General features: G+C 48.1%; 18 protein-coding genes, 9 tRNA genes and 4 rRNA genes (1 of these 31 only partly in view). All 31 read left to right on the top strand.

All coding sequences use genetic code 11. The annotated features are described in order from the left end of the window. Window positions 1-17 precede the first annotated feature (17 nt). Window positions 18-755: a VWA domain-containing protein gene (locus tag AADZ70_RS15350; RefSeq protein WP_016936535.1), complete on the top strand. Its 738-nt coding sequence runs from the start codon at window positions 18-20 to the stop codon at window positions 753-755. Next, a complete protein-coding gene (locus tag AADZ70_RS15355; RefSeq protein WP_045926513.1) occupies window positions 721-1,722 on the top strand; it encodes a serine/threonine-protein kinase in 1,002 nt (333 codons plus the stop codon). Before AADZ70_RS15350 ends, AADZ70_RS15355 begins: the two co-directional genes overlap by 35 nt. 104 nt (window positions 1,723-1,826) lie before the next feature. After that, window positions 1,827-3,245, top strand: a complete 1,419-nt coding sequence (gene tilS, locus AADZ70_RS15360) for a tRNA lysidine(34) synthetase TilS (RefSeq protein WP_045926520.1) — start codon at window positions 1,827-1,829, stop codon at window positions 3,243-3,245. Continuing rightward, complete coding sequence (hpt, locus tag AADZ70_RS15365) at window positions 3,242-3,781, top strand: hypoxanthine phosphoribosyltransferase (RefSeq protein ID WP_004264611.1); 540 nt, start codon at window positions 3,242-3,244, stop codon at window positions 3,779-3,781. The genes tilS and hpt overlap by 4 nt, the downstream gene beginning before the upstream one ends. 97 nt (window positions 3,782-3,878) lie before the next feature. Then, window positions 3,879-5,798, top strand: coding sequence for an ATP-dependent zinc metalloprotease FtsH (gene ftsH / locus AADZ70_RS15370; RefSeq protein ID WP_004264608.1), 1,920 nt, complete (start codon window positions 3,879-3,881; stop codon window positions 5,796-5,798). Between the two features lie 148 nt (window positions 5,799-5,946). Continuing rightward, the gene (locus tag AADZ70_RS15375; protein ID WP_016936538.1) at window positions 5,947-6,723 is read left to right on the top strand and encodes a type III pantothenate kinase; all 777 of its coding nucleotides are present in this window, start codon (window positions 5,947-5,949) and stop codon (window positions 6,721-6,723) included. 10 nt (window positions 6,724-6,733) lie between these two features. Beyond that, on the top strand, window positions 6,734-7,609 hold the full coding sequence (gene hslO / locus AADZ70_RS15380; RefSeq protein ID WP_016936539.1) for an Hsp33 family molecular chaperone HslO: 876 nt from the start codon (window positions 6,734-6,736) through the stop codon (window positions 7,607-7,609). 45 nt (window positions 7,610-7,654) lie between these two features. Next, on the top strand, window positions 7,655-8,545 hold the full coding sequence (locus tag AADZ70_RS15385; protein ID WP_342007296.1) for a peptidyl-prolyl cis-trans isomerase: 891 nt from the start codon (window positions 7,655-7,657) through the stop codon (window positions 8,543-8,545). A gap of 75 nt (window positions 8,546-8,620) precedes the next feature. After that, window positions 8,621-9,547, top strand: a complete 927-nt coding sequence (cysK, locus tag AADZ70_RS15390) for a cysteine synthase A (protein ID WP_004264603.1) — start codon at window positions 8,621-8,623, stop codon at window positions 9,545-9,547. 168 nt (window positions 9,548-9,715) lie between these two features. Then, complete coding sequence (gene pabB / locus AADZ70_RS15395; RefSeq protein WP_342007297.1) at window positions 9,716-11,128, top strand: aminodeoxychorismate synthase, component I; 1,413 nt, start codon at window positions 9,716-9,718, stop codon at window positions 11,126-11,128. Between the two features lie 15 nt (window positions 11,129-11,143). Further along, entirely contained in the window at window positions 11,144-11,731 is a 588-nt protein-coding gene (gene pabA / locus AADZ70_RS15400) for an aminodeoxychorismate/anthranilate synthase component II (RefSeq protein WP_016936542.1), read from the top strand. Further along, on the top strand, window positions 11,728-12,612 hold the full coding sequence (pabC, locus tag AADZ70_RS15405; RefSeq protein ID WP_342007298.1) for an aminodeoxychorismate lyase: 885 nt from the start codon (window positions 11,728-11,730) through the stop codon (window positions 12,610-12,612). Before pabA ends, pabC begins: the two co-directional genes overlap by 4 nt. Further along, entirely contained in the window at window positions 12,593-13,450 is an 858-nt protein-coding gene (gene folP / locus AADZ70_RS15410; protein WP_016936544.1) for a dihydropteroate synthase, read from the top strand. The genes pabC and folP overlap by 20 nt, the downstream gene beginning before the upstream one ends. Then, on the top strand, window positions 13,443-13,805 hold the full coding sequence (gene folB / locus AADZ70_RS15415; RefSeq protein WP_045926517.1) for a dihydroneopterin aldolase: 363 nt from the start codon (window positions 13,443-13,445) through the stop codon (window positions 13,803-13,805). The genes folP and folB overlap by 8 nt, the downstream gene beginning before the upstream one ends. Continuing rightward, window positions 13,802-14,305, top strand: a complete 504-nt coding sequence (gene folK, locus AADZ70_RS15420; protein WP_016936546.1) for a 2-amino-4-hydroxy-6-hydroxymethyldihydropteridine diphosphokinase — start codon at window positions 13,802-13,804, stop codon at window positions 14,303-14,305. The genes folB and folK overlap by 4 nt, the downstream gene beginning before the upstream one ends. Next, window positions 14,257-14,484 (top strand): helix-turn-helix transcriptional regulator, encoded by a 228-nt coding sequence (locus AADZ70_RS15425; RefSeq protein WP_016936547.1) that lies wholly within the window; start codon window positions 14,257-14,259, stop codon window positions 14,482-14,484. Before folK ends, AADZ70_RS15425 begins: the two co-directional genes overlap by 49 nt. Further along, window positions 14,484-15,485, top strand: coding sequence for a tRNA dihydrouridine synthase DusB (gene dusB / locus AADZ70_RS15430; protein WP_016936548.1), 1,002 nt, complete (start codon window positions 14,484-14,486; stop codon window positions 15,483-15,485). Before AADZ70_RS15425 ends, dusB begins: the two co-directional genes overlap by 1 nt. 91 nt (window positions 15,486-15,576) lie before the next feature. After that, window positions 15,577-17,076: a lysine--tRNA ligase gene (gene lysS / locus AADZ70_RS15435; RefSeq protein WP_045926518.1), complete on the top strand. Its 1,500-nt coding sequence runs from the start codon at window positions 15,577-15,579 to the stop codon at window positions 17,074-17,076. Between the two features lie 326 nt (window positions 17,077-17,402). Next, a 16S ribosomal RNA gene (locus tag AADZ70_RS15440) occupies window positions 17,403-18,952 on the top strand. Between the two features lie 174 nt (window positions 18,953-19,126). Continuing rightward, window positions 19,127-22,055 (top strand): 23S ribosomal RNA (locus AADZ70_RS15445). Between the two features lie 51 nt (window positions 22,056-22,106). Beyond that, window positions 22,107-22,222: ribosomal RNA gene (gene rrf, locus AADZ70_RS15450) — 5S ribosomal RNA — on the top strand. Between the two features lie 23 nt (window positions 22,223-22,245). After that, window positions 22,246-22,321, top strand: a tRNA-Val gene (locus AADZ70_RS15455). 5 nt (window positions 22,322-22,326) lie between these two features. Next, a tRNA-Thr gene (locus AADZ70_RS15460) sits at window positions 22,327-22,402 on the top strand. Between the two features lie 35 nt (window positions 22,403-22,437). After that, window positions 22,438-22,513, top strand: a tRNA-Lys gene (locus AADZ70_RS15465). Between the two features lie 6 nt (window positions 22,514-22,519). Beyond that, window positions 22,520-22,601 (top strand) — tRNA-Leu (locus AADZ70_RS15470). A 24-nt stretch (window positions 22,602-22,625) separates the two neighbouring features. Then, window positions 22,626-22,700 (top strand) — tRNA-Gly (locus AADZ70_RS15475). 14 nt (window positions 22,701-22,714) lie between these two features. Continuing rightward, window positions 22,715-22,800, top strand: a tRNA-Leu gene (locus AADZ70_RS15480). An 11-nt stretch (window positions 22,801-22,811) separates the two neighbouring features. After that, window positions 22,812-22,888 (top strand) — tRNA-Arg (locus AADZ70_RS15485). 13 nt (window positions 22,889-22,901) lie between these two features. Further along, window positions 22,902-22,978, top strand: a tRNA-Pro gene (locus tag AADZ70_RS15490). A gap of 4 nt (window positions 22,979-22,982) precedes the next feature. Beyond that, window positions 22,983-23,058: transfer RNA gene (locus AADZ70_RS15495), tRNA-Ala, on the top strand. Window positions 23,059-23,228: 170 nt separating this feature from the next. Then, window positions 23,229-24,276: ribosomal RNA gene (locus tag AADZ70_RS15500) — 16S ribosomal RNA — on the top strand (it continues 502 nt past the right edge of the window). The 16S, 23S and 5S rRNA genes sit together here with 9 tRNA genes alongside, the layout of an rRNA operon.

Genomic DNA, 24,276 nt, shown 5'->3' on the forward strand with positions numbered 1-24,276 from the left:
CACCGGGAGGAATGAATGTGAATAAGGGACATTTAAATCAAGTTCTGCTGATTACAGATGGCTGCTCCAATCATGGTGAAGACCCGATCGCAATGGCGGCTTTCGCCAAGGAGCAGGGGATTACGGTGAATGTTATAGGAATTATGGAAGAAAACGCGATTGACCAAGAGGCAATGAAGGAAGTTGAAGGGATCGCCATGGCCGGAGGCGGCGTCCATCAAGTTGTGTATGCCTCTCAATTGTCTCAAACGGTTCAAATGGTGACAAAAAAAGCAATGACCCAGACACTTCAAGGTGTCGTCAATCAAGAGCTTAAACAAATTTTAGGGAAAAACGTTGAAATGGAAGAACTTTCTCCGGAAAAACGCGGCGAAGTGATGGAAGTGGTTGATGAACTCGGCGAAACAGTTCATCTGCAAGTGCTTGTGCTGGTTGATACGAGTGCGAGTATGGCGCCGAAGCTGCCGACGGTGAAAGAAGCGCTGATTGATCTTTCCATCAGTTTAAATTCCCGGGCCGGTCACAATGAATTTGCTATGTGTATATTTCCCGGGAAAACCCAGGAAGTTGAGCTTGTGCTGAATTGGACGCCGAAGCTTGAATCGCTTTCCGCTCTCTTTGCGAAGCTGTCAACCGGCGGTATCACCCCTACGGGTCCTGCTATCCGGGAAGCGGCGCAGCAGTTTGAAAGAATCCGCTCAAGAAGGAGCATGTTGGCAGATGATGAACGACGCTTTAACGAGTTTGGCATGTAGTCTGGCACCGGGAACGGAAATCCAAGGCAAGTGGAACGGCAAATCCTACAGATTGCTCAAACAGCTTGGCAAAGGGGCTAACGGTATTGTATATCTGGCAGAAGCATCAGGCGGACATGTCGCTTTGAAAATAAGCAGCGACAGCATGTCTGTTACCTCTGAAGTGAATGTCTTAAAATCCTTTTCAAAGGCCCGGTCGCAAACGATGGGGCCTTCTTTTTTTGATGCGGATGATGCCTTTATACCGCAGCTGAATAAAAATGTCTCTTTTTACGTGATGGAGTACATAGAAGGGCCGCTTCTTCCGCAATATATCAGCAGTAAGGGAGCGGAGTGGATTCCGGTGCTGATGGTGCAGCTTCTTTCCAGTCTGTCTGTCCTTCATCAGCAAGGGTGGGTCTTTGGCGACCTCAAGCCGGAAAACCTCATTGTAACCGGACCTCCGGCTGCCATTCGCTGCATTGATGTAGGGGGAACGACAAAACAGGGGCGCGCGATTAAAGAGTATACGGAGTTTTACGACAGGGGCTATTGGGGGTATGGAACAAGAAAAGCGGAACCATCCTATGACCTGTTTGCTGCAGCCATGATCATGATCCACTGTGTTCAGAAGAAAGAGTGCAAAAAGACAGGACAGCCGAAAGAACAGCTTCGTTCTATTATTGAAGGCCACCCGTTTTTGAATAAGTATAAGAAGGTTCTGTTTTCTGCTTTAAACGGGCAATATCCGTCTGCTGAAGCGATGAAACATGACATCCTGACGGCGGGGCAGAGCGCGGGCGTCAAAAGGGGAACCGCCGCCAAGCCTAAGGCGCAGCAGGCGAAACCGCGGCAGGGCACTGTTTCTCAGACGCGGTATAAACCAAAACAAAAGCCCGCGAAACACAATGGTTTGTTTGAAACAACACTTATTCTAATCAGCGTTCTCGCCCTTTATTTCGCTTACATCGTCTTTTTTCTCATCTAATGCCGGCCGGACGCCGATGTTCATGCTTCTTCTTTGCTTGGAGGGAATGAAAGTGATAGGATATGTATATCTTTAAAAAACCTGCTCATCGTGAGGGGGACATTGTGAAAAGCGTGGAAGATTTTTTCAAAACATATCATCTTCAGGCGGAGGGAGAAACGATTATTGCCGGAGTCTCCGGGGGCCCTGATTCAATGGCGCTTCTCAGCATGCTGAATAAGCACTTCGGGCATTCCTCCGTTATCATTGCGGCGCATGTCGACCATCAGTTCAGAGGATCTGAATCTGAAGAAGATATGAAGTTTGTGCAGTCATATTGTGAGGCGGAACACATCCTTTGCGAAGCGGTACAGATTGATGTTTCCGCATATGCAAGGAAGAATAAGCTGAACAAGCAGGCTGCCGCGCGTGATTGCAGATATCAGTTTTTTAAAGAGCTGATGGCAAAACACCAAGCAAAGTTTTTAGCGCTGGCTCATCATGGCGACGACCAAGTTGAGACAATGCTCATGAGGCTTGCGAAAGGTACGCTCGGGGCGGGGCTTGCGGGAATGCAGCCTGTCCGCGAATTCGCATCCGGCCTGCTGATCAGACCTTTCCTCTATACGGCAAAAGATGAAATTCTTGAATACTGCCGTCAAGAAGGGCTGTCCTACAGAACGGATGAGAGCAACACAAAAGACGATTATACAAGAAACAGATTCAGAAAGACCGTGCTTCCTTTTTTAAAACAAGAATCACCTGACGTTCATAAAATGTTTCAAAAGGTGAGTGAAGCACTGACAGAAGACGAACAATACTTGCAGTCATTAACGAAAGAACGAATGAATAAGGTTATTACAAGCAAGTCTGACACATCAGTTGAAGTCAATTCCTCTCAATTGCTTGCCCTTCCGATACCTTTACAAAGAAGAGGAGTTCAACTAATATTAAACTATCTTTATGAAAACGTTCCATCGTCGTTTTCCGCCCGCCATATCCAGCAGTTTCTTGAATGGGCAGAAAACGGAAGCGCCTCAGGAGTGCTTGATTTTCCGAAAGGGCTGAAGGTGGTCAAATCATATCAGACATGTTTGTTTACATTTGAACAATGGCAATGTGAAAAGATTCCCTTTGAGCTGCAGCTGCAAGGAGCAGAAGGTGAGACTGCTGTTCTGCCCAACGGCTTTATGATAGAGGTGGCCGATCAAGCCGACCCTCATATCAAAAATGGGAATGCTGTTTTTATAACAAGCAGAAATAAGGTGCAATTTCCTTTAACAATCCGGACGAGAAAAATCGGCGACCGGATCAAACTTAAAGGGATGAATGGCTCGAAAAAGGTAAAAGATATATTTATTGATCATAAACTGCCTCTGCGTGATCGGGACGAATGGCCGATTGTAACGGATGCAAGCGGTGAAATTATCTGGCTGCCTGGCTTGAAAAAATCCATCTTTGACAATCTTGTGATTTCAAACAGTGACCGCATTGTATTACAATATAGACAGCATGAAAAGTGTAGGGGGCAAGCATTAACATGAAACAAGATATCGAAAAAGTGCTGATTTCAGAAGATGAGATCCAGCAGAAAGTAAAACAGCTTGGAGAACAATTAACAAGCGAGTACAGCGACACGTTTCCGTTGGCAATCGGTGTGTTAAAGGGAGCGCTCCCTTTTATGGCTGATCTTATAAAGCATATTGATACATATTTGGAAATGGACTTCATGGATGTATCAAGCTACGGAAATTCCACGGTTTCTTCCGGAGAAGTCAAAATCATCAAAGATTTGGATACATCTGTAGAAGGCCGGGACATCTTAATCATTGAAGATATTATCGACAGTGGGTTAACCTTGAGCTATCTCGTAGAACTCTTCCGATATCGTAAAGCGAAATCAATTAAGATTGTTACCCTGTTGGATAAACCAAGCGGAAGAAAAGCGGACATTAAAGCAGACTTCGTAGGCTTTGAAGTTCCTGACGCGTTTGTTGTGGGTTACGGACTTGATTATGCCGAACGCTATCGCAATCTGCCTTACATCGGAGTGTTGAAACCGGCGATTTATGAAAGCTGATCGGCTGCCTGCTTCCGAGATGGTTATCGGTTGTATTGGAATGATTTTCTATGGTACTATTGAACATAGTTGTGCTTACTGTGGGAGGAGGTAAGGAATGAATCGGGTCTTCCGTAATACCATTTTTTATTTACTTATTTTATTAGTAGTAATCGGGGTTGTGAGTTACTTCCAGACTTCAAACCCGAAAACAGAAAATATGTCGTACAGTACGTTTATCAAGAACCTCGATGAAGGGAAAGTTGATAGCGTATCGGTTCAGCCTGTCAGAGGTGTTTATGAGGTAAAAGGACAGCTGAAAAAATACGACAAAGACCAGTACTTTTTAACACATGTTCCTGAAGGAAAAGGAGCAGACCAGATATTTGACGCAATTAAAAAGACGGACGTAAAAGTTGATCCCGCACAGGAAACAAGCGGGTGGGTGACGTTCTTAACGACGATCATTCCGTTTGTCATCATCTTTATTCTGTTTTTCTTCCTGCTCAATCAGGCTCAGGGCGGCGGAAGCCGTGTCATGAACTTCGGAAAGAGCAAAGCGAAGCTGTATACGGAAGAAAAGAAACGTGTGAAGTTTAAAGATGTAGCCGGCGCGGATGAGGAGAAGCAGGAGCTTGTTGAGGTTGTTGAGTTTCTGAAAGATCCCCGCAAATTCGCCGAGCTTGGCGCCAGAATTCCTAAAGGCGTGCTGCTGGTCGGACCTCCGGGAACCGGTAAGACATTGCTTGCGAGAGCATCAGCTGGTGAAGCTGGCGTTCCTTTCTTCAGCATCAGCGGATCTGACTTCGTTGAAATGTTTGTCGGTGTCGGTGCTTCCCGTGTGCGTGATTTATTCGAAAATGCGAAAAAGAATGCGCCTTGCCTGATCTTCATTGATGAGATCGACGCGGTAGGACGTCAGCGCGGCGCCGGTCTTGGCGGCGGACATGATGAACGCGAACAGACGCTGAACCAGCTGCTTGTTGAGATGGACGGTTTCAGTGCGAATGAAGGAATCATTATTATCGCTGCGACAAACCGTGCGGACATTCTTGACCCTGCATTGCTCCGTCCGGGACGTTTTGACCGTCAGATTACGGTAGACCGTCCGGATGTCATCGGCCGTGAAGCCGTATTGCAGGTTCATGCGAGAAACAAACCGCTTGATGAGACGGTGAACTTAAAAGCAATCGCTTCAAGAACACCTGGTTTCTCAGGCGCAGATTTAGAAAACCTTCTTAACGAAGCGGCACTCGTTGCTGCCCGTCAAAACAAGAAGAAAATTGATATGCGCGATATTGATGAAGCAACGGACCGTGTCATTGCAGGTCCTGCGAAGAAGAGCCGCGTCATCTCGAAAAAAGAACGCAATATCGTGGCATACCACGAGGGCGGTCACACCGTTATCGGACTTGTGCTGGATGAAGCCGATATGGTTCATAAAGTAACGATTGTTCCGAGGGGGCAGGCAGGCGGATACGCGGTCATGCTTCCGAGAGAAGACCGCTACTTCCAGACAAAACCTGAGCTTCTCGACAAAATTGTCGGTCTTCTGGGCGGACGCGTTGCCGAAGAAATTATTTTCGGCGAAGTCAGCACCGGGGCTCACAATGACTTCCAGCGGGCAACGAACATTGCCAGAAGAATGGTGACGGAGTTCGGTATGTCAGAAAAACTCGGACCGCTCCAGTTCGGTCAATCTCAAGGCGGTCAAGTATTCCTGGGCCGGGATTTCAACAACGAGCAAAACTACAGTGATCAGATCGCTTACGAAATCGATCAGGAAATTCAGCGCATCATTAAAGAATGTTATGAGCGTGCGAAAACCATCCTGACTGAAAATCGCGATAAGCTTGAATTGATTGCTCAGACATTGCTAGATGTGGAAACATTAGATGCGGAACAAATCAAGCATCTCGTGGATCATGGAAAACTCCCAGAGCGCAATTTCTCAGATGACCATCTTCAAAAAGACGATGTGAAAGTAAACATTCTGTCTAAAACAGAAGACGAAAAGAAAGACGAACCGAAAGAATAGTTCGCTTTCCGATATGAAAACCGCCGGCTTATACCGGCGGTTTTTTTACTGGTTCCGTTTTGTTTACAAAAGAGCTGCAGATCGTGTATGGTATTGTAGAATGTTGAAAAAGTTATGATTAGAAACTATTCAAAAGTGGTGATAGAGGTTGTTACTGGTTATAGATGTGGGGAACACCAACACCGTGATTGGTGTATATCATGATGGTGAATTAGAATATCATTGGCGTGTAGAAACGAGCAGACACAAAACAGAAGACGAATTCGGCATGCTGCTCCGCTCCTTATTTGAACATTCCGGACTCATGTTTGAACAGATCGAAGGAATTATCATCTCATCCGTGGTGCCGCCGATTATGTTCTCTTTAGAAAGAATGTGCACAAAATACTTTCACATCGAGCCGCAAGTTGTCGGCCCGGGGATGAAAACAGGTTTAAATATAAAATATGACAATCCGAAAGAAGTGGGAGCAGACAGGATTGTCAATGCCGTTGCGGCGATTCATCAGTATGGCGGCCCCTTAATTGTCGTCGACTTCGGAACGGCGACGACGTATTGCTACATTGATGAAAACAAACAATATATGGGCGGCGCGATAGCTCCCGGCATTACGATTTCAACGGAAGCGCTGTACTCGCGCGCGGCCAAGCTTCCGAGAATTGAAATCGCCCGACCGGACAATATCATCGGCAAAAACACGGTAAGCGCCATGCAGTCCGGCATCCTTTTCGGCTATGTCGGACAAGTTGAAGGCATTGTCAAGCGGATGAAATGGCAGGCCAAACAAGAACCGAAAGTCATTGCGACAGGCGGTCTTGCCTCATTAATCGCAAATGAATCAGACTGTATTGATGTTGTTGACCCGTTTCTTACTTTAAAAGGGCTGGAAATCATTTATGAGCGAAATCGCGTGGGTCACGTATAGGAGGTAAACGATGGATTATTTAATTAAAGCAATTGCATATGACGGTAAAGTTCGGGCTTATGCAGCCAGAACGACTGATATGGTAAATGAAGCGCAAAGAAGGCATGACACATGGCCGACGGCATCAGCCGCAATCGGCCGGACGATGACAGCGTCTCTGATGCTCGGAGCGATGATGAAGGGTGAAGATAAGCTGACCGTCAAAATAGAAGGCGGCGGGCCGATCGGCGCCATCATCGCAGATGCGAATGCAAAGGGCGAAGTCAGAGCATACGTAACAAATCCGCACGTTCACTTTGACCTCAATGAACAGGGGAAACTGGATGTGAGACGGGCGGTAGGAACGGATGGAACACTTAGTGTCGTAAAAGATTTAGGCTTGCGTGATTATTTTACGGGACAAGTAGAAATTGTCTCAGGTGAACTCGGTGACGACTTCACATACTACCTTGTTTCTTCTGAACAAGTCCCTTCATCTGTCGGTGTAGGAGTGCTTGTGAATCCTGATAACACGATTCTCGCTGCCGGCGGGTTCATTATTCAGCTTCTTCCGGGGACTGATGAAGAAACCATTTCAACAATTGAAAAGCAATTATCTCAAATCGAACCGATTTCAAAATTGATTCAAAAAGGCCTGACACCGGAAGAAATTTTAGAAGAAGTACTGGGCCAGAAACCGGACGTACTTGAGAATATGCCGGTCAAATTTCACTGTTCTTGTTCTAAAGATCGTTTCGAAGCAGCCATTTTAGGACTAGGCAAAAAAGAAATACAAGATATGATAGAAGAAGACGGAAAAGCCGAAGCGGTTTGCCATTTTTGTAATGAGAAATATTTATTTACAAAAGAAGAACTGGAAGAGCTTCGTGACGAAACAACCCGCTAGCTCTTTAGCGGGTTGTTCTATTTTAAAAAAGGGATGGGGTAGATTTTGAAACCGAGAACACTTTTGACGATTATTGTAGCGGCGCTGTTAGTATGCAGCGTGGCAGTCGCGTATAAGTTAACAAAATCCCAAGCCGCAGGGTCATCTGAAGAATCTATCGCGACAATCGGTGATAAACATATCACGCGGCAGGACTGGATGAAAAAGATGGAAGACCAGTACGGAAAATCAACCTTGGAAGACATGATTAATACACAAGTAGTGGAAGAGCTTGCGAAAAAGAATAAACTCACAGTTTCAAACAGCGAATTGGAACGTGAATTTCTTTTAATCAAAGCGGTGAATAATTCATTTTATGAAGACGATCATATTACGGAAAACGAATGGAAAGACCAGATCCGCTACAACATTCTTCTTGAGGAACTGCTGACGAAGGACATCGATATATCGGATAAGGAAATGCAATCATTTTATAATAAAAATAAAGAACTGTATCAATTCGATGATTCTTACAGAATCCGGCACATCGTCGTCAAAAGCAAAGAAGAGGCGGACAGGGTGCTTGCTGATTTGAAAGGCGGTTCCAGCTTTGAAGCCGTCGCCGCAGAGCGTTCCACTGACAGATACACGTCTCAGTATGGCGGAGACCTCGGCTTTGTTACGGAAAACCAGGAGAATATCCCGCAGGCATATATCACAGAAGCCAAAAATCTCAAAGAAAATGAATGGTCCGCTGAACCGATTAAAGTTTCTTCAGGATACGCCGTCATTCAGCTGAAAGAAAAGCTTAAGGCGAGAACTTTCTCATATAATGAAGTGAAGAGCCAAATCAGACGCCAGATCGCGATGGATCAATTAGGTGATAAGGCGACAGTCAAAACTCTGTGGAAAGAGGCGGATGTCTCTTGGTTCTACGGGGAAAAAAGAACTAAATGATTGACAAAAAATTTTGAAATTGATAACTTATATTTATAATACCAATAAATTTAGTCGGAAATTGAGGTGTCCAACATGGTGCGTATTGCAAATTCTATTACTGAACTAATCGGAAATACTCCTATTGTGAAATTGAATCGCCTGACGGATGAAAACAGCGCAGATGTATATCTGAAGCTTGAATACATGAATCCGGGCAGCAGCGTAAAAGACCGTATCGGAGCAGCGATGATTGAAGCGGCTGAAAAAGAAGGCAAATTAAAAGCCGGCGACACAATCATTGAACCGACAAGCGGAAATACAGGAATCGGTCTTGCGATGGTGGCAGCGGCAAAAGGTCTCAGAGCCATTCTCGTTATGCCTGATACGATGAGCATGGAGCGACGCAATCTGCTGCGCGCATACGGAGCAGAGCTTGTGCTGACTCCCGGCGCAGAAGGAATGAAGGGCGCCATTAAAAAGGCGGAGGAGCTTGCAGAGGAACACGGCTATTTTGTGCCTCAGCAATTCAACAATGCGGCAAACCCGGAAATTCACCGCCAAACGACTGGGAAAGAAATTGTAGAACAGTTTGGAGACGACCAGCTTGATGCGTTCGTGGCCGGTATCGGGACGGGCGGAACCATCACGGGAGCGGGTGAAGTGCTGAAAGAAGCATATCCATCCATCAAAATCTATGCGGTAGAGCCGGCGGATTCTCCAGTTCTTTCTGGCGGAAAACCGGGTCCGCATAAAATCCAGGGTATCGGAGCGGGTTTTGTCCCTGAAACATTGAATACGGACATTTATGATCAGATCATTCCCGTCAAAAATGAGGATGCATTTGAATATGCCCGTAAAACGGCAAAAGAAGAAGGGATTCTCGGCGGTATTTCTTCCGGAGCGGCCATTTACGCGGCGCTGGAAATCGCGAAAAAACTGGGTAAAGGCAAGAAAGTGCTTGCGATCATCCCTAGTAATGGAGAACGTTACTTAAGCACCCCGCTTTATCAGTTTGAATAGAGACATACACACGGCTCCCGGCTGTATCCGGGAGTTTTTTTTGTGCCTGAAGCATCGAAAATCCAAAAAACGTTTCGAATTTTATGGTTGGAAGAGAAATTCACTTTTTTCACCAGTATGATTGCTTTAAAATAAAACTACAGAAAAACGAAGCAGAGGATTGATACGATGGCACAACGCAGACCGGCAGGAAGAAAGATACCTTTTACGAAGCAAGCATTTTTACAGCAATATGAAAACCTTTCGAAATCGAGAAAACGGCATGTTCTGCTCGAAAGCGCGAGAGGGGGAAGATTCAGTATAGCCGGTCTAGATCCGATTGCGTCCGTCAGAGGGAAAGACGGAATCACAACGATCAAGCATGAAGGGGAAACGCTGTTTAAAGAAGGTGACCCGCTGCGGGCTTTTCATGATTGGTTTGAGATGCTTGGGACGGAAACAAACGATGAGTTCCCGGATTTTCAAGGCGGTGCGATTGGATTTATCAGTTACGACTATGCCCGATACATTGAGAATTTTAAAATGCTGTCTTTAGATGATTTGGAAACACCTGATATATACTTTCTCGTTTTTGATGATGTGGCCGTTTTCGACCATGAGGCTGAGGCGTTATGGCTCATTACCCATACCGAAGCGGAAGAAGCGGAGCTTGCGGAAGCAAAGCTGTCCGGATTAGAGGATATGTGGCGCGCCCGTCAAACGCGGGACGAGCCTTTTTCTCCGCTGAGCCGGGAAGGAGACGGATCGTATGCCGCTCCGTTCACTGAAGAAGGATTTTCACAGGCCGTAGAACAAATTAAGCAATATATCGCGAGCGGCGATGTGTTTCAGGTTAATCTGTCCATCAGGCAATCCCAATCCTTATCCGTTCACCCGTATGAGGTGTATAAACATTTGAGAAACGTCAACCCGTCTCCTTACATGGCTTATCTTGAGACACCGGGTTTTCAAGTGATATGCGGGTCGCCGGAGCTATTGGTGACGAAAAAGGGGAAGAAGCTTGAAACAAGACCGATCGCGGGTACGCGTTCAAGAGGAAAAGACGATGCAGAAGACAAGGCGCTGGCTGATGAATTAATTCACAACGAGAAAGAACGTGCGGAACACGTCATGCTTGTTGATCTGGAGCGCAATGATCTCGGTCGCGTATCGCGCTACGGCTCCGTGCGGGTTAACGAGTTTATGGCGATCGAAAAATATTCGCACGTCATGCATATCGTGTCAAATGTACAGGGGGAGCTGCAGGACGGATATGACGCGACAGACATTATTCATGCGGTTTTCCCGGGTGGCACCATCACCGGAGCACCCAAAGTGAGAACGATGGAAATTATAGAAGAGCTTGAGCCGACAAGACGGGGGCTTTATACTGGATCTATAGGCTGGTTCGGATTCAACGGAGATTTGCAATTTAACATTGTGATCCGGACGATCTATGCAGCCGGCGGACATGCTTTTATGCAGTCCGGAGCAGGAGTGGTCATTGACTCGGTTCCGAAGCACGAATACAAGGAATCGTTCAAAAAAGCTTTTGCCATGAAAAAGGCGTTAGAGCTGAGCGAAGAAGAGACAAAAAATTAGATGAGGTGAGCAGAGATGATTTTAATGATTGACAATTATGATTCATTTACGTACAACTTGGTTCAATATTTGGGTGAGCTGGGGGAGGAACTGATCGTCAGACGGAATGACGGGATTACGATTGAAGAGATAGAAGAGCTGGCGCCGGATTTCTTGATGATTTCACCTGGGCCGTGCAGTCCGGATGAAGCGGGAATCAGCCTCGAGGCCATCAAACACTTTGCCGGCAGCATTCCTATTTTCGGCGTATGTCTCGGACATCAGTCGATCGCACAAGTGTTCGGAGGAGATGTCGTCAGAGCGGAGCGGCTCATGCACGGCAAAACGTCAGACATTATGCATGACGGACAGACGATTTTTAAAGGCCTGCAAAATCCGCTGGTCGCCACCCGGTACCACTCGCTTATTGTTAAAGCGGACACATTGCCGGACTGCTTTACGGTATCCGCTCAAACCAAAGAAGGAGAAATTATGGCAATCCGCCATAATGAGCTGCCTGTTGAAGGTGTTCAGTTCCATCCGGAATCCATCATGACCTCCTTCGGCAAAGAGATGCTCAGAAACTTTATTGAGACACACCGCAAGAAGGAAGTGACGGTGTGATTATATATTTGAATGGTCAATATATAGAGGAGAAAGAAGCGGCGCTTTCTCCTTTTGACCATGGTTATCTGTACGGGATCGGCGCGTTTGAGACGTTCAGGCTTTATAACGGCCGGCCGTTTTTGCCGGATGCGCATGTCGCCAGGCTCAACAGGGCGCTTCGGGATTTGCAGATTGCGTACGAGGTGAATAAACAGGAGCTGCTTGATATGCTTGCAAGCCTGTTGCTCCTCAATGACATCAAGGACGGCAGCGCGCGTGTCCGGCTTAACGTCTCGGCAGGCGTCAGCGATAAAGGATTTACTGCCCAGACTTATGACAAGCCGACCGTCCTTTGTTTCGTCAGCCGGCTTAATCCGGAAGCTTTGCCTCTTGAAAAAGAAGGCAAACTTCTCTCTGTCCGGAGAAATACGCCTGAAGGATCTTTTCGGTTAAAATCCCATCACTATTTAAACAATATGTATGCTAAACAAGAAATCGGCAATGATCCGAATCTTGAAGGGATTTTCCTGACCCGAGAAGGAGATGTCGCGGAAGGCATTGTCTCCAATGTGTTTTGGCGAAAAGGAGACAAGGTCTTTACGCCATCCTTGGATACAGGCATTCTCGACGGGGTAACGAGGCAGTTTGTCATTGATGAATTGAAACGGCAGGGGACAGAGGTTGCCGAAGGCCGATTCCGTTTTCAATCAATGCTTGAAGCGGATGAAGCGTGGATGACAAACTCCGTGCTTGAAATTATCCCGTTTTCTAAAATAGAGGAAGTGCCGCTGCCCGGAGTGAGCGGAAAAACGGTGCAATTGCTCCGTAAGCAGTATCAGCAGGAAATAAACAAAATGAATGTAAAGGAGGAGGAACAAAATGGCGCAGCAAACGATTGAACAGCCTAAACTGATTCATACAAAAAAAGGCGCTTTGTCCTATAAAGAGAAGACACTCGTTATGGGAATTTTAAATGTAACGCCAGACTCCTTCTCTGACGGCGGAAAATACGACAGTACGGAAAGAGCGCTTCTGCATGCGGCGAAGATGGCTGAAGAAGGGGCGCATATCATAGATATCGGCGGCGAATCGACAAGGCCCGGCGCATCACTCGTGTCGGCTGATGAAGAACTGTCGCGTGTAATCCCCGCCATAGAACGGATCACAAGCGAACTGGACGTTCCGATTTCAATTGATACGTACAAAGCGTCCGTGGCAGACGAAGCGGTGAAAGCGGGCGCCTCTATCATCAATGATATCTGGGGGGCGAAAGGTGACCCTGACATGGCGCCGGTAGCAGCCAAACACGGAGTTCCGATTATCTTAATGCATAATCGAAAAGAAAGAAATTATAACGATCTTATTCCTGATATGCTTGCAGACTTAATGGAAAGCGTAAAAATTGCCGCGGATGCCGGCGTTTCAGATGAAAATATGATTCTGGATCCGGGGATCGGCTTTGCGAAAAACTATGAGGACAATCTGGCTGTCATGAACAAGCTGGAAGTGTTCAGCGGGTTAGGTTATCCGCTGCTTCTGGCGACATCAAGAAAAAGATTCATCGGCCATGTGCTTGACCTCCCTCCTGAGGAACGTGCCGAGGGGACAGGGGCGACAGTATGCCTTGGCGTTCAGAAAGGCTGCGACATTGTGAGGGTGCATGATGTCAAAGAGATCGCAAGAATGACTAAGATGATGGATGCTATGTTGAACAAAGGAGGCGCGCATTATGGATAAAGTATATGTAGAAGGTATGGAGTTTTACGGATATCACGGTGTGTTCGAAGAAGAAAACAAACTCGGCCAGCGTTTCAAAGTAGACCTGACTGCCGAACTGGACTTGAGCAAAGCGGGACAAACGGATGACCTTTCTTACACGATTAACTATGCGGAGCTGTACAGTGTCTGCCGCGGCATCGTTGAGGGCGAACCCGTCAATTTGGTCGAGACGCTTGCGGAGCGGATCGCAGACACCGTTCTTAAGAAATTTGAGCCGGTGCGGCAATGTACGGTAAAGGTTGTTAAGCCTGATCCGCCGATTCCCGGCCATTATAAATCAGTAGCCATAGAAATGACGAGAACGAAATCATGAACAACACGGCATATATCGGTCTCGGCTCCAACATGGGCGACCGTGAACGTTACTTGCGGCGGGCAGTGGCCATGCTCAGCCGGCATGATGGCGTGACGGTGTCGAAGGTGTCCTCCATATATGAAACAGATCCCGTGGGTTATGAAGATCAAGATCAGTTTCTCAATATGGCCGTTGAAGTGAAGACGTCATTGACTCCTTTCGAACTTCTTGACGTGACGCAGAGCATTGAAGCTGAATTAGGCAGAACGAGAGAAATCCGCTGGGGGCCGCGAACGGCAGACCTTGACATTTTGCTGTATAATCGTGAAAATATTGAAACAGAGCGGCTGGTTGTTCCGCATCCGAGAATGTACGAGCGCTTATTTGTCCTTGCGCCGTTAAAAGAAATTTGTCCGCATGCGGATCATATCACGATCAGCGATGAAACAAACCAAGAAGGTGTAAGCGTATGGAAGCAGAAATCTGGGGTAGACGAATTCGTGCATTCAGAAAGCTGAAGGGGTATACTCAAGAAGGGTTTGCAAAAGCGATAGGTATTTCAGTTTCCATTCTCGGCGAGATTGAACGCGGAAACCGTTTGCCGTCAGCTTCGATCATTCGTGACGCTGCTGATGCTTTAAATATAAGCGCGGAGGAATTGGCTCCGCCTGAAAATGCAGGAAAGGAGGACGAATAGTGTTTAAAATCGGTGATATTGAATTAAAAAACAGAGTGGTTCTTGCTCCAATGGCCGGAGTCTGCAACGCCGCATTCCGTCTTACCGTTAAAGAATTCGGAGCGGGACTCGTATGTGCGGAAATGGTCAGTGACAAAGCCATTCTGTACAACAACGCGAAAACAATGGGAATGCTCTACATCGAGGAGAGAGAAAAACCTCTCAGCCTGCAGATTTTCGGAGGGAAGAAAGAAACCCTTGTAGAAGCGGCTAAGTTTGTCGATCAAAATACGACGGCTGATATTATTGATATTAACATGGGATGCCCTGTGCCGAAGATTACAAAATGCGACGCGGGAGCAAAATGGCTTCTCGATCCGAATAAAATTTATGAAATGGTATCCGCAGTAGTAGATGCTGTTGATAAGCCCGTCACAGTGAAGATGAGAATGGGCTGGGATGAAGATCACATTTATGCCGTGAAAAACGCCCAGGCTGTTGAACGCGCCGGCGGAAAAGCTGTTGCGATGCACGGACGCACAAGAGTGCAAATGTATGAAGGCACTGCGAACTGGGATATCATTAAAGAAGTAAAGCAATCCGTCTCTATTCCTGTCATCGGAAACGGCGATGTCAAAACGCCTCAGGACGCGAAACGCATGCTCGAGGAAACCGGTGTTGACGGAGTCATGATCGGCCGTGCCGCACTCGGCAACCCGTGGATGATTTACCGTACAGTTCAGTACCTTGAAACCGGTGAGTTAAAAGACGAACCGAAAGTCCGTGAAAAAATGTCAGTATGCAAACTGCACCTTGACCGCCTGATTAACTTAAAAGGTGAAAAGGTAGCGGTAAGAGAAATGAGAAAGCACGCTGCATGGTATTTGAAAGGCGTAAAAGGCAATGCGAATGTTCGCAATGAAATCAATCAATGTGAGACAAGAGAAGAGTTTGTACAGCTTTTAGATGCATTTACGGTTGAAGTTGAGACGAAAGAGCTTCAAAACGCAAAAGTAGGATAATACTCACCTCTATTTGCTGCTCACTGCTAGTTTTGTGCTGGCAGTTTTTCTGCTTTTTTCATGAAACAATATCTGTAATGGAGTGATAACAATGAGTCAAGAAGAGCAAAATCATGAGGAATTGAACGACCAGCTGCAAGTCAGACGCGATAAAATGAACCAGCTGAGAGAAAACGGCATTGATCCTTTCGGCGAACGCTTCGAGAGAACACATCAATCTCAGCAGATCATTGACGCCTACCAAGAGCTTTCTAAAGAAGAACTGGAAGAAAAAGCGATTGAAGTTACCATTGCAGGCCGTATGATGACAAAGCGCGGAAAAGGAAAAGCCGGCTTTGCCCATCTGCAGGACTTAGAGGGTCAAATTCAAATTTACGTAAGAAAAGACAGTGTCGGCGAAGAACAATATGAAATCTTTAAATCTTCAGACCTCGGAGACGTTATCGGCATCACCGGGAAAGTTTTCAAAACAAACGTAGGTGAGTTGTCTGTCAAAGCGACATCTTTTGAATTGCTGACAAAAGCACTGCGTCCGCTTCCTGATAAATATCATGGATTAAAAGATGTTGAACAGCGTTACCGTCAGCGCTATCTTGACCTGATCGTAAACCCTGACAGCAAACAAACGTTTATCACACGCAGCAAAATCATCCAAGCGATGAGAAGATACTTAGATGACCATGGATACTTAGAAGTCGAAACACCTACAATGCACAGCATACCGGGAGGAGCGTCAGCGCGCCCGTTCATCACGCATCATAATGCGCTGGATATGCCTCTTTATATGCGTATTGCGATTGAGCTTCATCTGAAACGCCTGATTGTCGGCGGGCTGGAAAAAGTCTACGAAATCGGACGCGTGTTCCGTAATGAAGGTGTTTCTACACGCCACAATCCTGAATTCACGATGATCGAACTGTATGAAGCGTACGCCGATTATAAGGACATTATGAGCCTGACGGAAAACCTCGTTGCACATATTGCGCAGGAAGTGCTGGGAAGCACCACGATCCAGTACGGTGAAGAGCAGATTGATCTGAAACCTAAATGGAAACGACTCCATATGGTAGATGCGGTCAAAGAAGCTACAGGCGTAGATTTCTGGAATGAGATGACTGTTGAAGAAGCACGCGGCCATGCAAAAGAACATGGTATCGAGATCACAAACTCAATGACGGTGGGCCATATCATCAATGAATTCTTCGAACAAAAAATTGAAGAAACACTCATTCAGCCTACATTTATTTACGGCCACCCTGTAGAGATTTCGCCTCTTGCTAAGAAAAATCCTGAGGATCCGCGCTTTACAGACCGTTTTGAGCTGTTTATCGTCGGCCGTGAGCACGCTAACGCATTTACGGAGCTGAATGACCCTATCGACCAAAGAGAACGTTTTGAAGCGCAATTAAAAGAAAGAGAAGAAGGAAACGATGAAGCGCATATGATGGATGAAGACTTCGTTGAAGCTCTTGAGTACGGCATGCCGCCGACCGGAGGATTAGGTATCGGCATCGACCGCCTTGTCATGCTGTTAACAAATGCTCCGTCTATCAGAGACGTTTTATTATTCCCTCAAATGAGACATCGCTAATAAAAGGGAAGGCGCCGTTTCTGCATATCGCAGCACGGCGCTTTTTTAGAAACAATCCGTTCATAAAGCTTTTTTGATTTTCTTTTAAAAAACTATTGCACTATTATTTGTGAGGTGGTATATTATTATTCGTTGCCGCTAAACAAGGCGCTGACGAAAAAAGAAATTTAAAAAGTTATTGACTTCAAGAGATTGATAAGATATAATAATAAAGTCGCTTGAACGAAAGACAAAATGATCTTTGAAAACTAAACAAGACAAAACGTACCTGTTAATTCAAAGTTTTAAATAAATCGCACAGCGATGTGCGTAGTCAGTCAAACTACTTATCGGAGAGTTTGATCCTGGCTCAGGACGAACGCTGGCGGCGTGCCTAATACATGCAAGTCGAGCGGACAGATGGGAGCTTGCTCCCTGATGTTAGCGGCGGACGGGTGAGTAACACGTGGGTAACCTGCCTGTAAGACTGGGATAACTCCGGGAAACCGGGGCTAATACCGGATGGTTGTTTGAACCGCATGGTTCAGACATAAAAGGTGGCTTCGGCTACCACTTACAGATGGACCCGCGGCGCATTAGCTAGTTGGTGAGGTAACGGCTCACCAAGGCGACGATGCGTAGCCGACCTGAGAGGGTGATCGGCCACACTGGGACTGAGACACGGCCCAGACTCCTACGGGAGGCAGCAGTAGGGAATCTTCCGCAATGGACGAAAGTCTGACGGAGCAACGCCGCGTGAGTGATGAAGGTTTTCGGATCGTAAAGCTCTGTTGTTAGGGAAGAACAAGTGCCGTTCAAATAGGGCGGCACCTTGACGGTACCTAACCAGAAAGCCACGGCTAACTACGTGCCAGCAGCCGCGGTAATACGTAGGTGGCAAGCGTTGTCCGGAATTATTGGGCGTAAAGGGCTCGCAGGCGGTTTCTTAAGTCTGATGTGAAAGCCCCCGGCTCAACCGGGGAGGGTCATTGGAAACTGGGGAACTTGAGTGCAGAAGAGGAGAGTGGAATTCCACGTGTAGCGGTGAAATGCGTAGAGATGTGGAGGAACACCAGTGGCGAAGGCGACTCTCTGGTCTGTAACTGACGCTGAGGAGCGAAAGCGTGGGGAGCGAACAGGATTAGATACCCTGGTAGTCCACGCCGTAAACGATGAGTGCTAAGTGTTAGGGGGTTTCCGCCCCTTAGTGCTGCAGCTAACGCATTAAGCACTCCGCCTGGGGAGTACGGTCGCAAGACTGAAACTCAAAGGAATTGACGGGGGCCCGCACAAGCGGTGGAGCATGTGGTTTAATTCGAAGCAACGCGAAGAACCTTACCAGGTCTTGACATCCTCTGACAATCCTAGAGATAGGACGTCCCCTTCGGGGGCAGAGTGACAGGTGGTGCATGGTTGTCGTCAGCTCGTGTCGTGAGATGTTGGGTTAAGTCCCGCAACGAGCGCAACCCTTGATCTTAGTTGCCAGCATTCAGTTGGGCACTCTAAGGTGACTGCCGGTGACAAACCGGAGGAAGGTGGGGATGACGTCAAATCATCATGCCCCTTATGACCTGGGCTACACACGTGCTACAATGGGCAGAACAAAGGGCAGCGAAACCGCGAGGTTAAGCCAATCCCACAAATCTGTTCTCAGTTCGGATCGCAGTCTGCAACTCGACTGCGTGAAGCTGGAATCGCTAGTAATCGCGGATCAGCATGCCGCGGTGAATACGTTCCCGGGCCTTGTACACACCGCCCGTCACACCACGAGAGTTTGTAACACCCGAAGTCGGTGAGGTAACCTTTATGGAGCCAGCCGCCGAAGGTGGGACAGATGATTGGGGTGAAGTCGTAACAAGGTAGCCGTATCGGAAGGTGCGGCTGGATCACCTCCTTTCTAAGGATTTTAACGGAATATAAGACCTTGGGTCTTATAAACAGAACGTTCCCTGTCTTGTTTAGTTTTGAAGGATCATTCGATTCTTCGAGATAATGTTCTTTGAAAACTAGATAACAGAAGTAATTCACATTCAATTGTAATGCAAGATATCACGTAGTGATTCTTTTTAACGGTTAAGTTAGAAAGGGCGCACGGTGGATGCCTTGGCACTAGGAGCCGATGAAGGACGGGACGAACACCGATATGCTTCGGGGAGCTGTAAGCAAGCTTTGATCCGGAGATTTCCGAATGGGGAAACCCACCACTCGTAATGGAGTGGTATCCATATCTGAATACATAGGATATGAGAAGGCAGACCCGGGGAACTGAAACATCTAAGTACCCGGAGGAAGAGAAAGCAAATGCGATTCCCTGAGTAGCGGCGAGCGAAACGGGATCAGCCCAAACCAAGAGGCTTGCCTCTTGGGGTTGTAGGACACTCTGTACGGAGTTACAAAGGAACGAGGTAGATGAAGAGGTCTGGAAAGGCCCGCCATAGGAGGTAACAGCCCTGTAGTCAAAACTTCGTTCTCTCCTGAGTGGATCCTGAGTACGGCGGAACACGTGAAATTCCGTCGGAATCCGGGAGGACCATCTCCCAAGGCTAAATACTCCCTAGTGACCGATAGTGAACCAGTACCGTGAGGGAAAGGTGAAAAGCACCCCGGAAGGGGAGTGAAATAGATCCTGAAACCGTGTGCCTACAAGTAGTCAGAGCCCGTTAACGGGTGATGGCGTGCCTTTTGTAGAATGAACCGGCGAGTTACGATCCCGTGCAAGGTTAAGCAGAAGATGCGGAGCCGCAGCGAAAGCGAGTCTGAATAGGGCGCATGAGTACGTGGTCGTAGACCCGAAACCAGGTGATCTACCCATGTCCAGGGTGAAGTTCAGGTAACACTGAATGGAGGCCCGAACCCACGCACGTTGAAAAGTGCGGGGATGAGGTGTGGGTAGGGGTGAAATGCCAATCGAACCTGGAGATAGCTGGTTCTCTCCGAAATAGCTTTAGGGCTAGCCTCAAGGTAAGAGTCTCGGAGGTAGAGCACTGATTGGACTAGGGGCCCCTACCGGGTTACCGAATTCAGTCAAACTCCGAATGCCGATGACTTATCCTTGGGAGTCAGACTGCGAGTGATAAGATCCGTAGTCGAAAGGGAAACAGCCCAGACCGCCAGCTAAGGTCCCAAAGTATACGTTAAGTGGAAAAGGATGTGGAGTTGCTTAGACAACCAGGATGTTGGCTTAGAAGCAGCCACCATTTAAAGAGTGCGTAATAGCTCACTGGTCGAGTGACTCTGCGCCGAAAATGTACCGGGGCTAAACGTATCACCGAAGCTGCGGACTGTTCTTCGAACAGTGGTAGGAGAGCGTTCTAAGGGCTGTGAAGCAAGACCGGAAGGACTTGTGGAGCGCTTAGAAGTGAGAATGCCGGTATGAGTAGCGAAAGAGGGGTGAGAATCCCCTCCACCGAATGCCTAAGGTTTCCTGAGGAAGGCTCGTCCGCTCAGGGTTAGTCGGGACCTAAGCCGAGGCCGAAAGGCGTAGGCGATGGATAACAGGTTGATATTCCTGTACCACCTCCTCACCATTTGAGCAATGGGGGGACGCAGGAGGATAGGGTAAGCGCGGTATTGGATATCCGCGTCCAAGCAGTTAGGCTGGGAAATAGGCAAATCCGTTTCCCGTGAAGGCTGAGCTGTGATGGCGAGCGAATTATAGTAGCGAAGTTCCTGATTCCACACTGCCAAGAAAAGCCTCTAGCGAGGTGAGAGGTGCCCGTACCGCAAACCGACACAGGTAGGCGAGGAGAGAATCCTAAGGTGATCGAGAGAACTCTCGTTAAGGAACTCGGCAAAATGACCCCGTAACTTCGGGAGAAGGGGTGCTCTGTTAGGGTGCAAGCCCGAGAGAGCCGCAGTGAATAGGCCCAGGCGACTGTTTAGCAAAAACACAGGTCTCTGCGAAGCCGTAAGGCGAAGTATAGGGGCTGACGCCTGCCCGGTGCTGGAAGGTTAAGAGGAGCGCTTAGCGTAAGCGAAGGTGCGAATTGAAGCCCCAGTAAACGGCGGCCGTAACTATAACGGTCCTAAGGTAGCGAAATTCCTTGTCGGGTAAGTTCCGACCCGCACGAAAGGCGCAACGATCTGGGCACTGTCTCAACGAGAGACTCGGTGAAATTATAGTACCTGTGAAGATGCAGGTTACCCGCGACAGGACGGAAAGACCCCGTGGAGCTTTACTGCAGCCTGATATTGAATGTTGGTACAGCTTGTACAGGATAGGTAGGAGCCTTGGAAACCGGAGCGCCAGCTTCGGTGGAGGCATCGGTGGGATACTACCCTGGCTGTATTGACCTTCTAACCCGCCGCCCTTATCGGGCGGGGAGACAGTGTCAGGTGGGCAGTTTGACTGGGGCGGTCGCCTCCTAAAAGGTAACGGAGGCGCCCAAAGGTTCCCTCAGAATGGTTGGAAATCATTCGCAGAGTGTAAAGGCACAAGGGAGCTTGACTGCGAGACCTACAAGTCGAGCAGGGACGAAAGTCGGGCTTAGTGATCCGGTGGTTCCGCATGGAAGGGCCATCGCTCAACGGATAAAAGCTACCCCGGGGATAACAGGCTTATCTCCCCCAAGAGTCCACATCGACGGGGAGGTTTGGCACCTCGATGTCGGCTCATCGCATCCTGGGGCTGTAGTCGGTCCCAAGGGTTGGGCTGTTCGCCCATTAAAGCGGTACGCGAGCTGGGTTCAGAACGTCGTGAGACAGTTCGGTCCCTATCCGTCGCGGGCGCAGGAAATTTGAGAGGAGCTGTCCTTAGTACGAGAGGACCGGGATGGACGCACCGCTGGTGTACCAGTTGTTCTGCCAAGGGCATCGCTGGGTAGCTATGTGCGGACGGGATAAGTGCTGAAAGCATCTAAGCATGAAGCCCCCCTCAAGATGAGATTTCCCATTCCGCAAGGAAGTAAGATCCCTGAAAGATGATCAGGTTGATAGGTCTGAGGTGGAAGTGTGGCGACACATGGAGCTGACAGATACTAATCGATCGAGGACTTAACCATTTTTGAATGTATGCTTACTGTTATCTAGTTTTGAGAGAACACTCTCAATGGTTTGGTGGCGATAGCGAAGAGGTCACACCCGTTCCCATGCCGAACACGGAAGTTAAGCTCTTCAGCGCCGATGGTAGTCGGGGGTTTCCCCCTGTGAGAGTAGGACGCCGCCAAGCCATTACACGTAAGTGTAATATACGGAGGATTAGCTCAGCTGGGAGAGCATCTGCCTTACAAGCAGAGGGTCGGCGGTTCGAGCCCGTCATCCTCCACCATATTTGCCGGCCTAGCTCAATTGGTAGAGCAACTGACTTGTAATCAGTAGGTTGGGGGTTCAAGTCCTCTGGCCGGCACCATTTTTGGACAAGATAATAACACAAGTCTTTAAAGAGAGCCATTAGCTCAGTTGGTAGAGCATCTGACTTTTAATCAGAGGGTCGAAGGTTCGAGTCCTTCATGGCTCACCATGTTACGCGGGTGTGGCGGAATTGGCAGACGCGCTAGACTTAGGATCTAGTGTCTTATGACGTGGGGGTTCAAGTCCCTTCACCCGCATTATACAGGATAGTTATCCTGTATGCGGAAGTAGTTCAGTGGTAGAACACCACCTTGCCAAGGTGGGGGTCGCGGGTTCGAATCCCGTCTTCCGCTCCAACTATACCATCCACGCCGGGGTGGTGGAATTGGCAGACACACAGGACTTAAAATCCTGCGGTAGGTGACTACCGTGCCGGTTCAAGTCCGGCCCTCGGCATTCATTATTAAGCGCCCGTAGCTCAATTGGATAGAGCGTTTGACTACGGATCAAAAGGTTAGGGGTTCGACTCCTCTCGGGCGCGCCATATTTTTAAAAATCGGGAAGTAGCTCAGCTTGGTAGAGCACATGGTTTGGGACCATGGGGTCGCAGGTTCGAATCCTGTCTTCCCGACCACTTCGGGGCCTTAGCTCAGCTGGGAGAGCGCCTGCTTTGCACGCAGGAGGTCAGCGGTTCGATCCCGCTAGGCTCCACCATTTATTTTTTTGAAAAACATGTTGACTTTAAAAGAAACTTATTATACAATTAAAAAGTTGCTTGAGAAAGTGAACAAAATGATCTTTGAAAACTAAACAAGACAAAACGTACCTGTTAATTCAAAGTTTTAAATAAATCGCACAGCGATGTGCGTAGTCAGTCAAACTACTTATCGGAGAGTTTGATCCTGGCTCAGGACGAACGCTGGCGGCGTGCCTAATACATGCAAGTCGAGCGGACAGATGGGAGCTTGCTCCCTGATGTTAGCGGCGGACGGGTGAGTAACACGTGGGTAACCTGCCTGTAAGACTGGGATAACTCCGGGAAACCGGGGCTAATACCGGATGGTTGTTTGAACCGCATGGTTCAGACATAAAAGGTGGCTTCGGCTACCACTTACAGATGGACCCGCGGCGCATTAGCTAGTTGGTGAGGTAACGGCTCACCAAGGCGACGATGCGTAGCCGACCTGAGAGGGTGATCGGCCACACTGGGACTGAGACACGGCCCAGACTCCTACGGGAGGCAGCAGTAGGGAATCTTCCGCAATGGACGAAAGTCTGACGGAGCAACGCCGCGTGAGTGATGAAGGTTTTCGGATCGTAAAGCTCTGTTGTTAGGGAAGAACAAGTGCCGTTCAAATAGGGCGGCACCTTGACGGTACCTAACCAGAAAGCCACGGCTAACTACGTGCCAGCAGCCGCGGTAATACGTAGGTGGCAAGCGTTGTCCGGAATTATTGGGCGTAAAGGGCTCGCAGGCGGTTTCTTAAGTCTGATGTGAAAGCCCCCGGCTCAACCGGGGAGGGTCATTGGAAACTGGGGAACTTGAGTGCAGAAGAGGAGAGTGGAATTCCACGTGTAGCGGTGAAATGCGTAGAGATGTGGAGGAACACCAGTGGCGAAGGCGACTCTCTGGTCTGTAACTGACGCTGAGGAGCGAAAGCGTGGGGAGCGAACAGGATTAGATACCCTGGTAGTCCACGCCGTAAACGATGAGTGCTAAGTGTTAGGGGGTTTCCGCCCCTTAGTGCTGCAGCTAACGCATTAAGCACTCCGCCTGGGGAGTACGGTCGCAAGACTGAAACTCAAAGGAATTGACGGGGGCCCGCACAAGCGGTGGAGCATGTGGTTTAATTCGAAGCAACGCGAAGAACCTTACCAGGTCTTGACATCCTCTGACAATCCTAGAGATAGGACGTCCCCTTCGGGGGCAGA

The organism is Bacillus sp. YBsi01 (genome assembly GCF_038406745.1).
Taxonomy (GTDB): Bacteria; Bacillota; Bacilli; order Bacillales; family Bacillaceae; genus Bacillus; species Bacillus siamensis.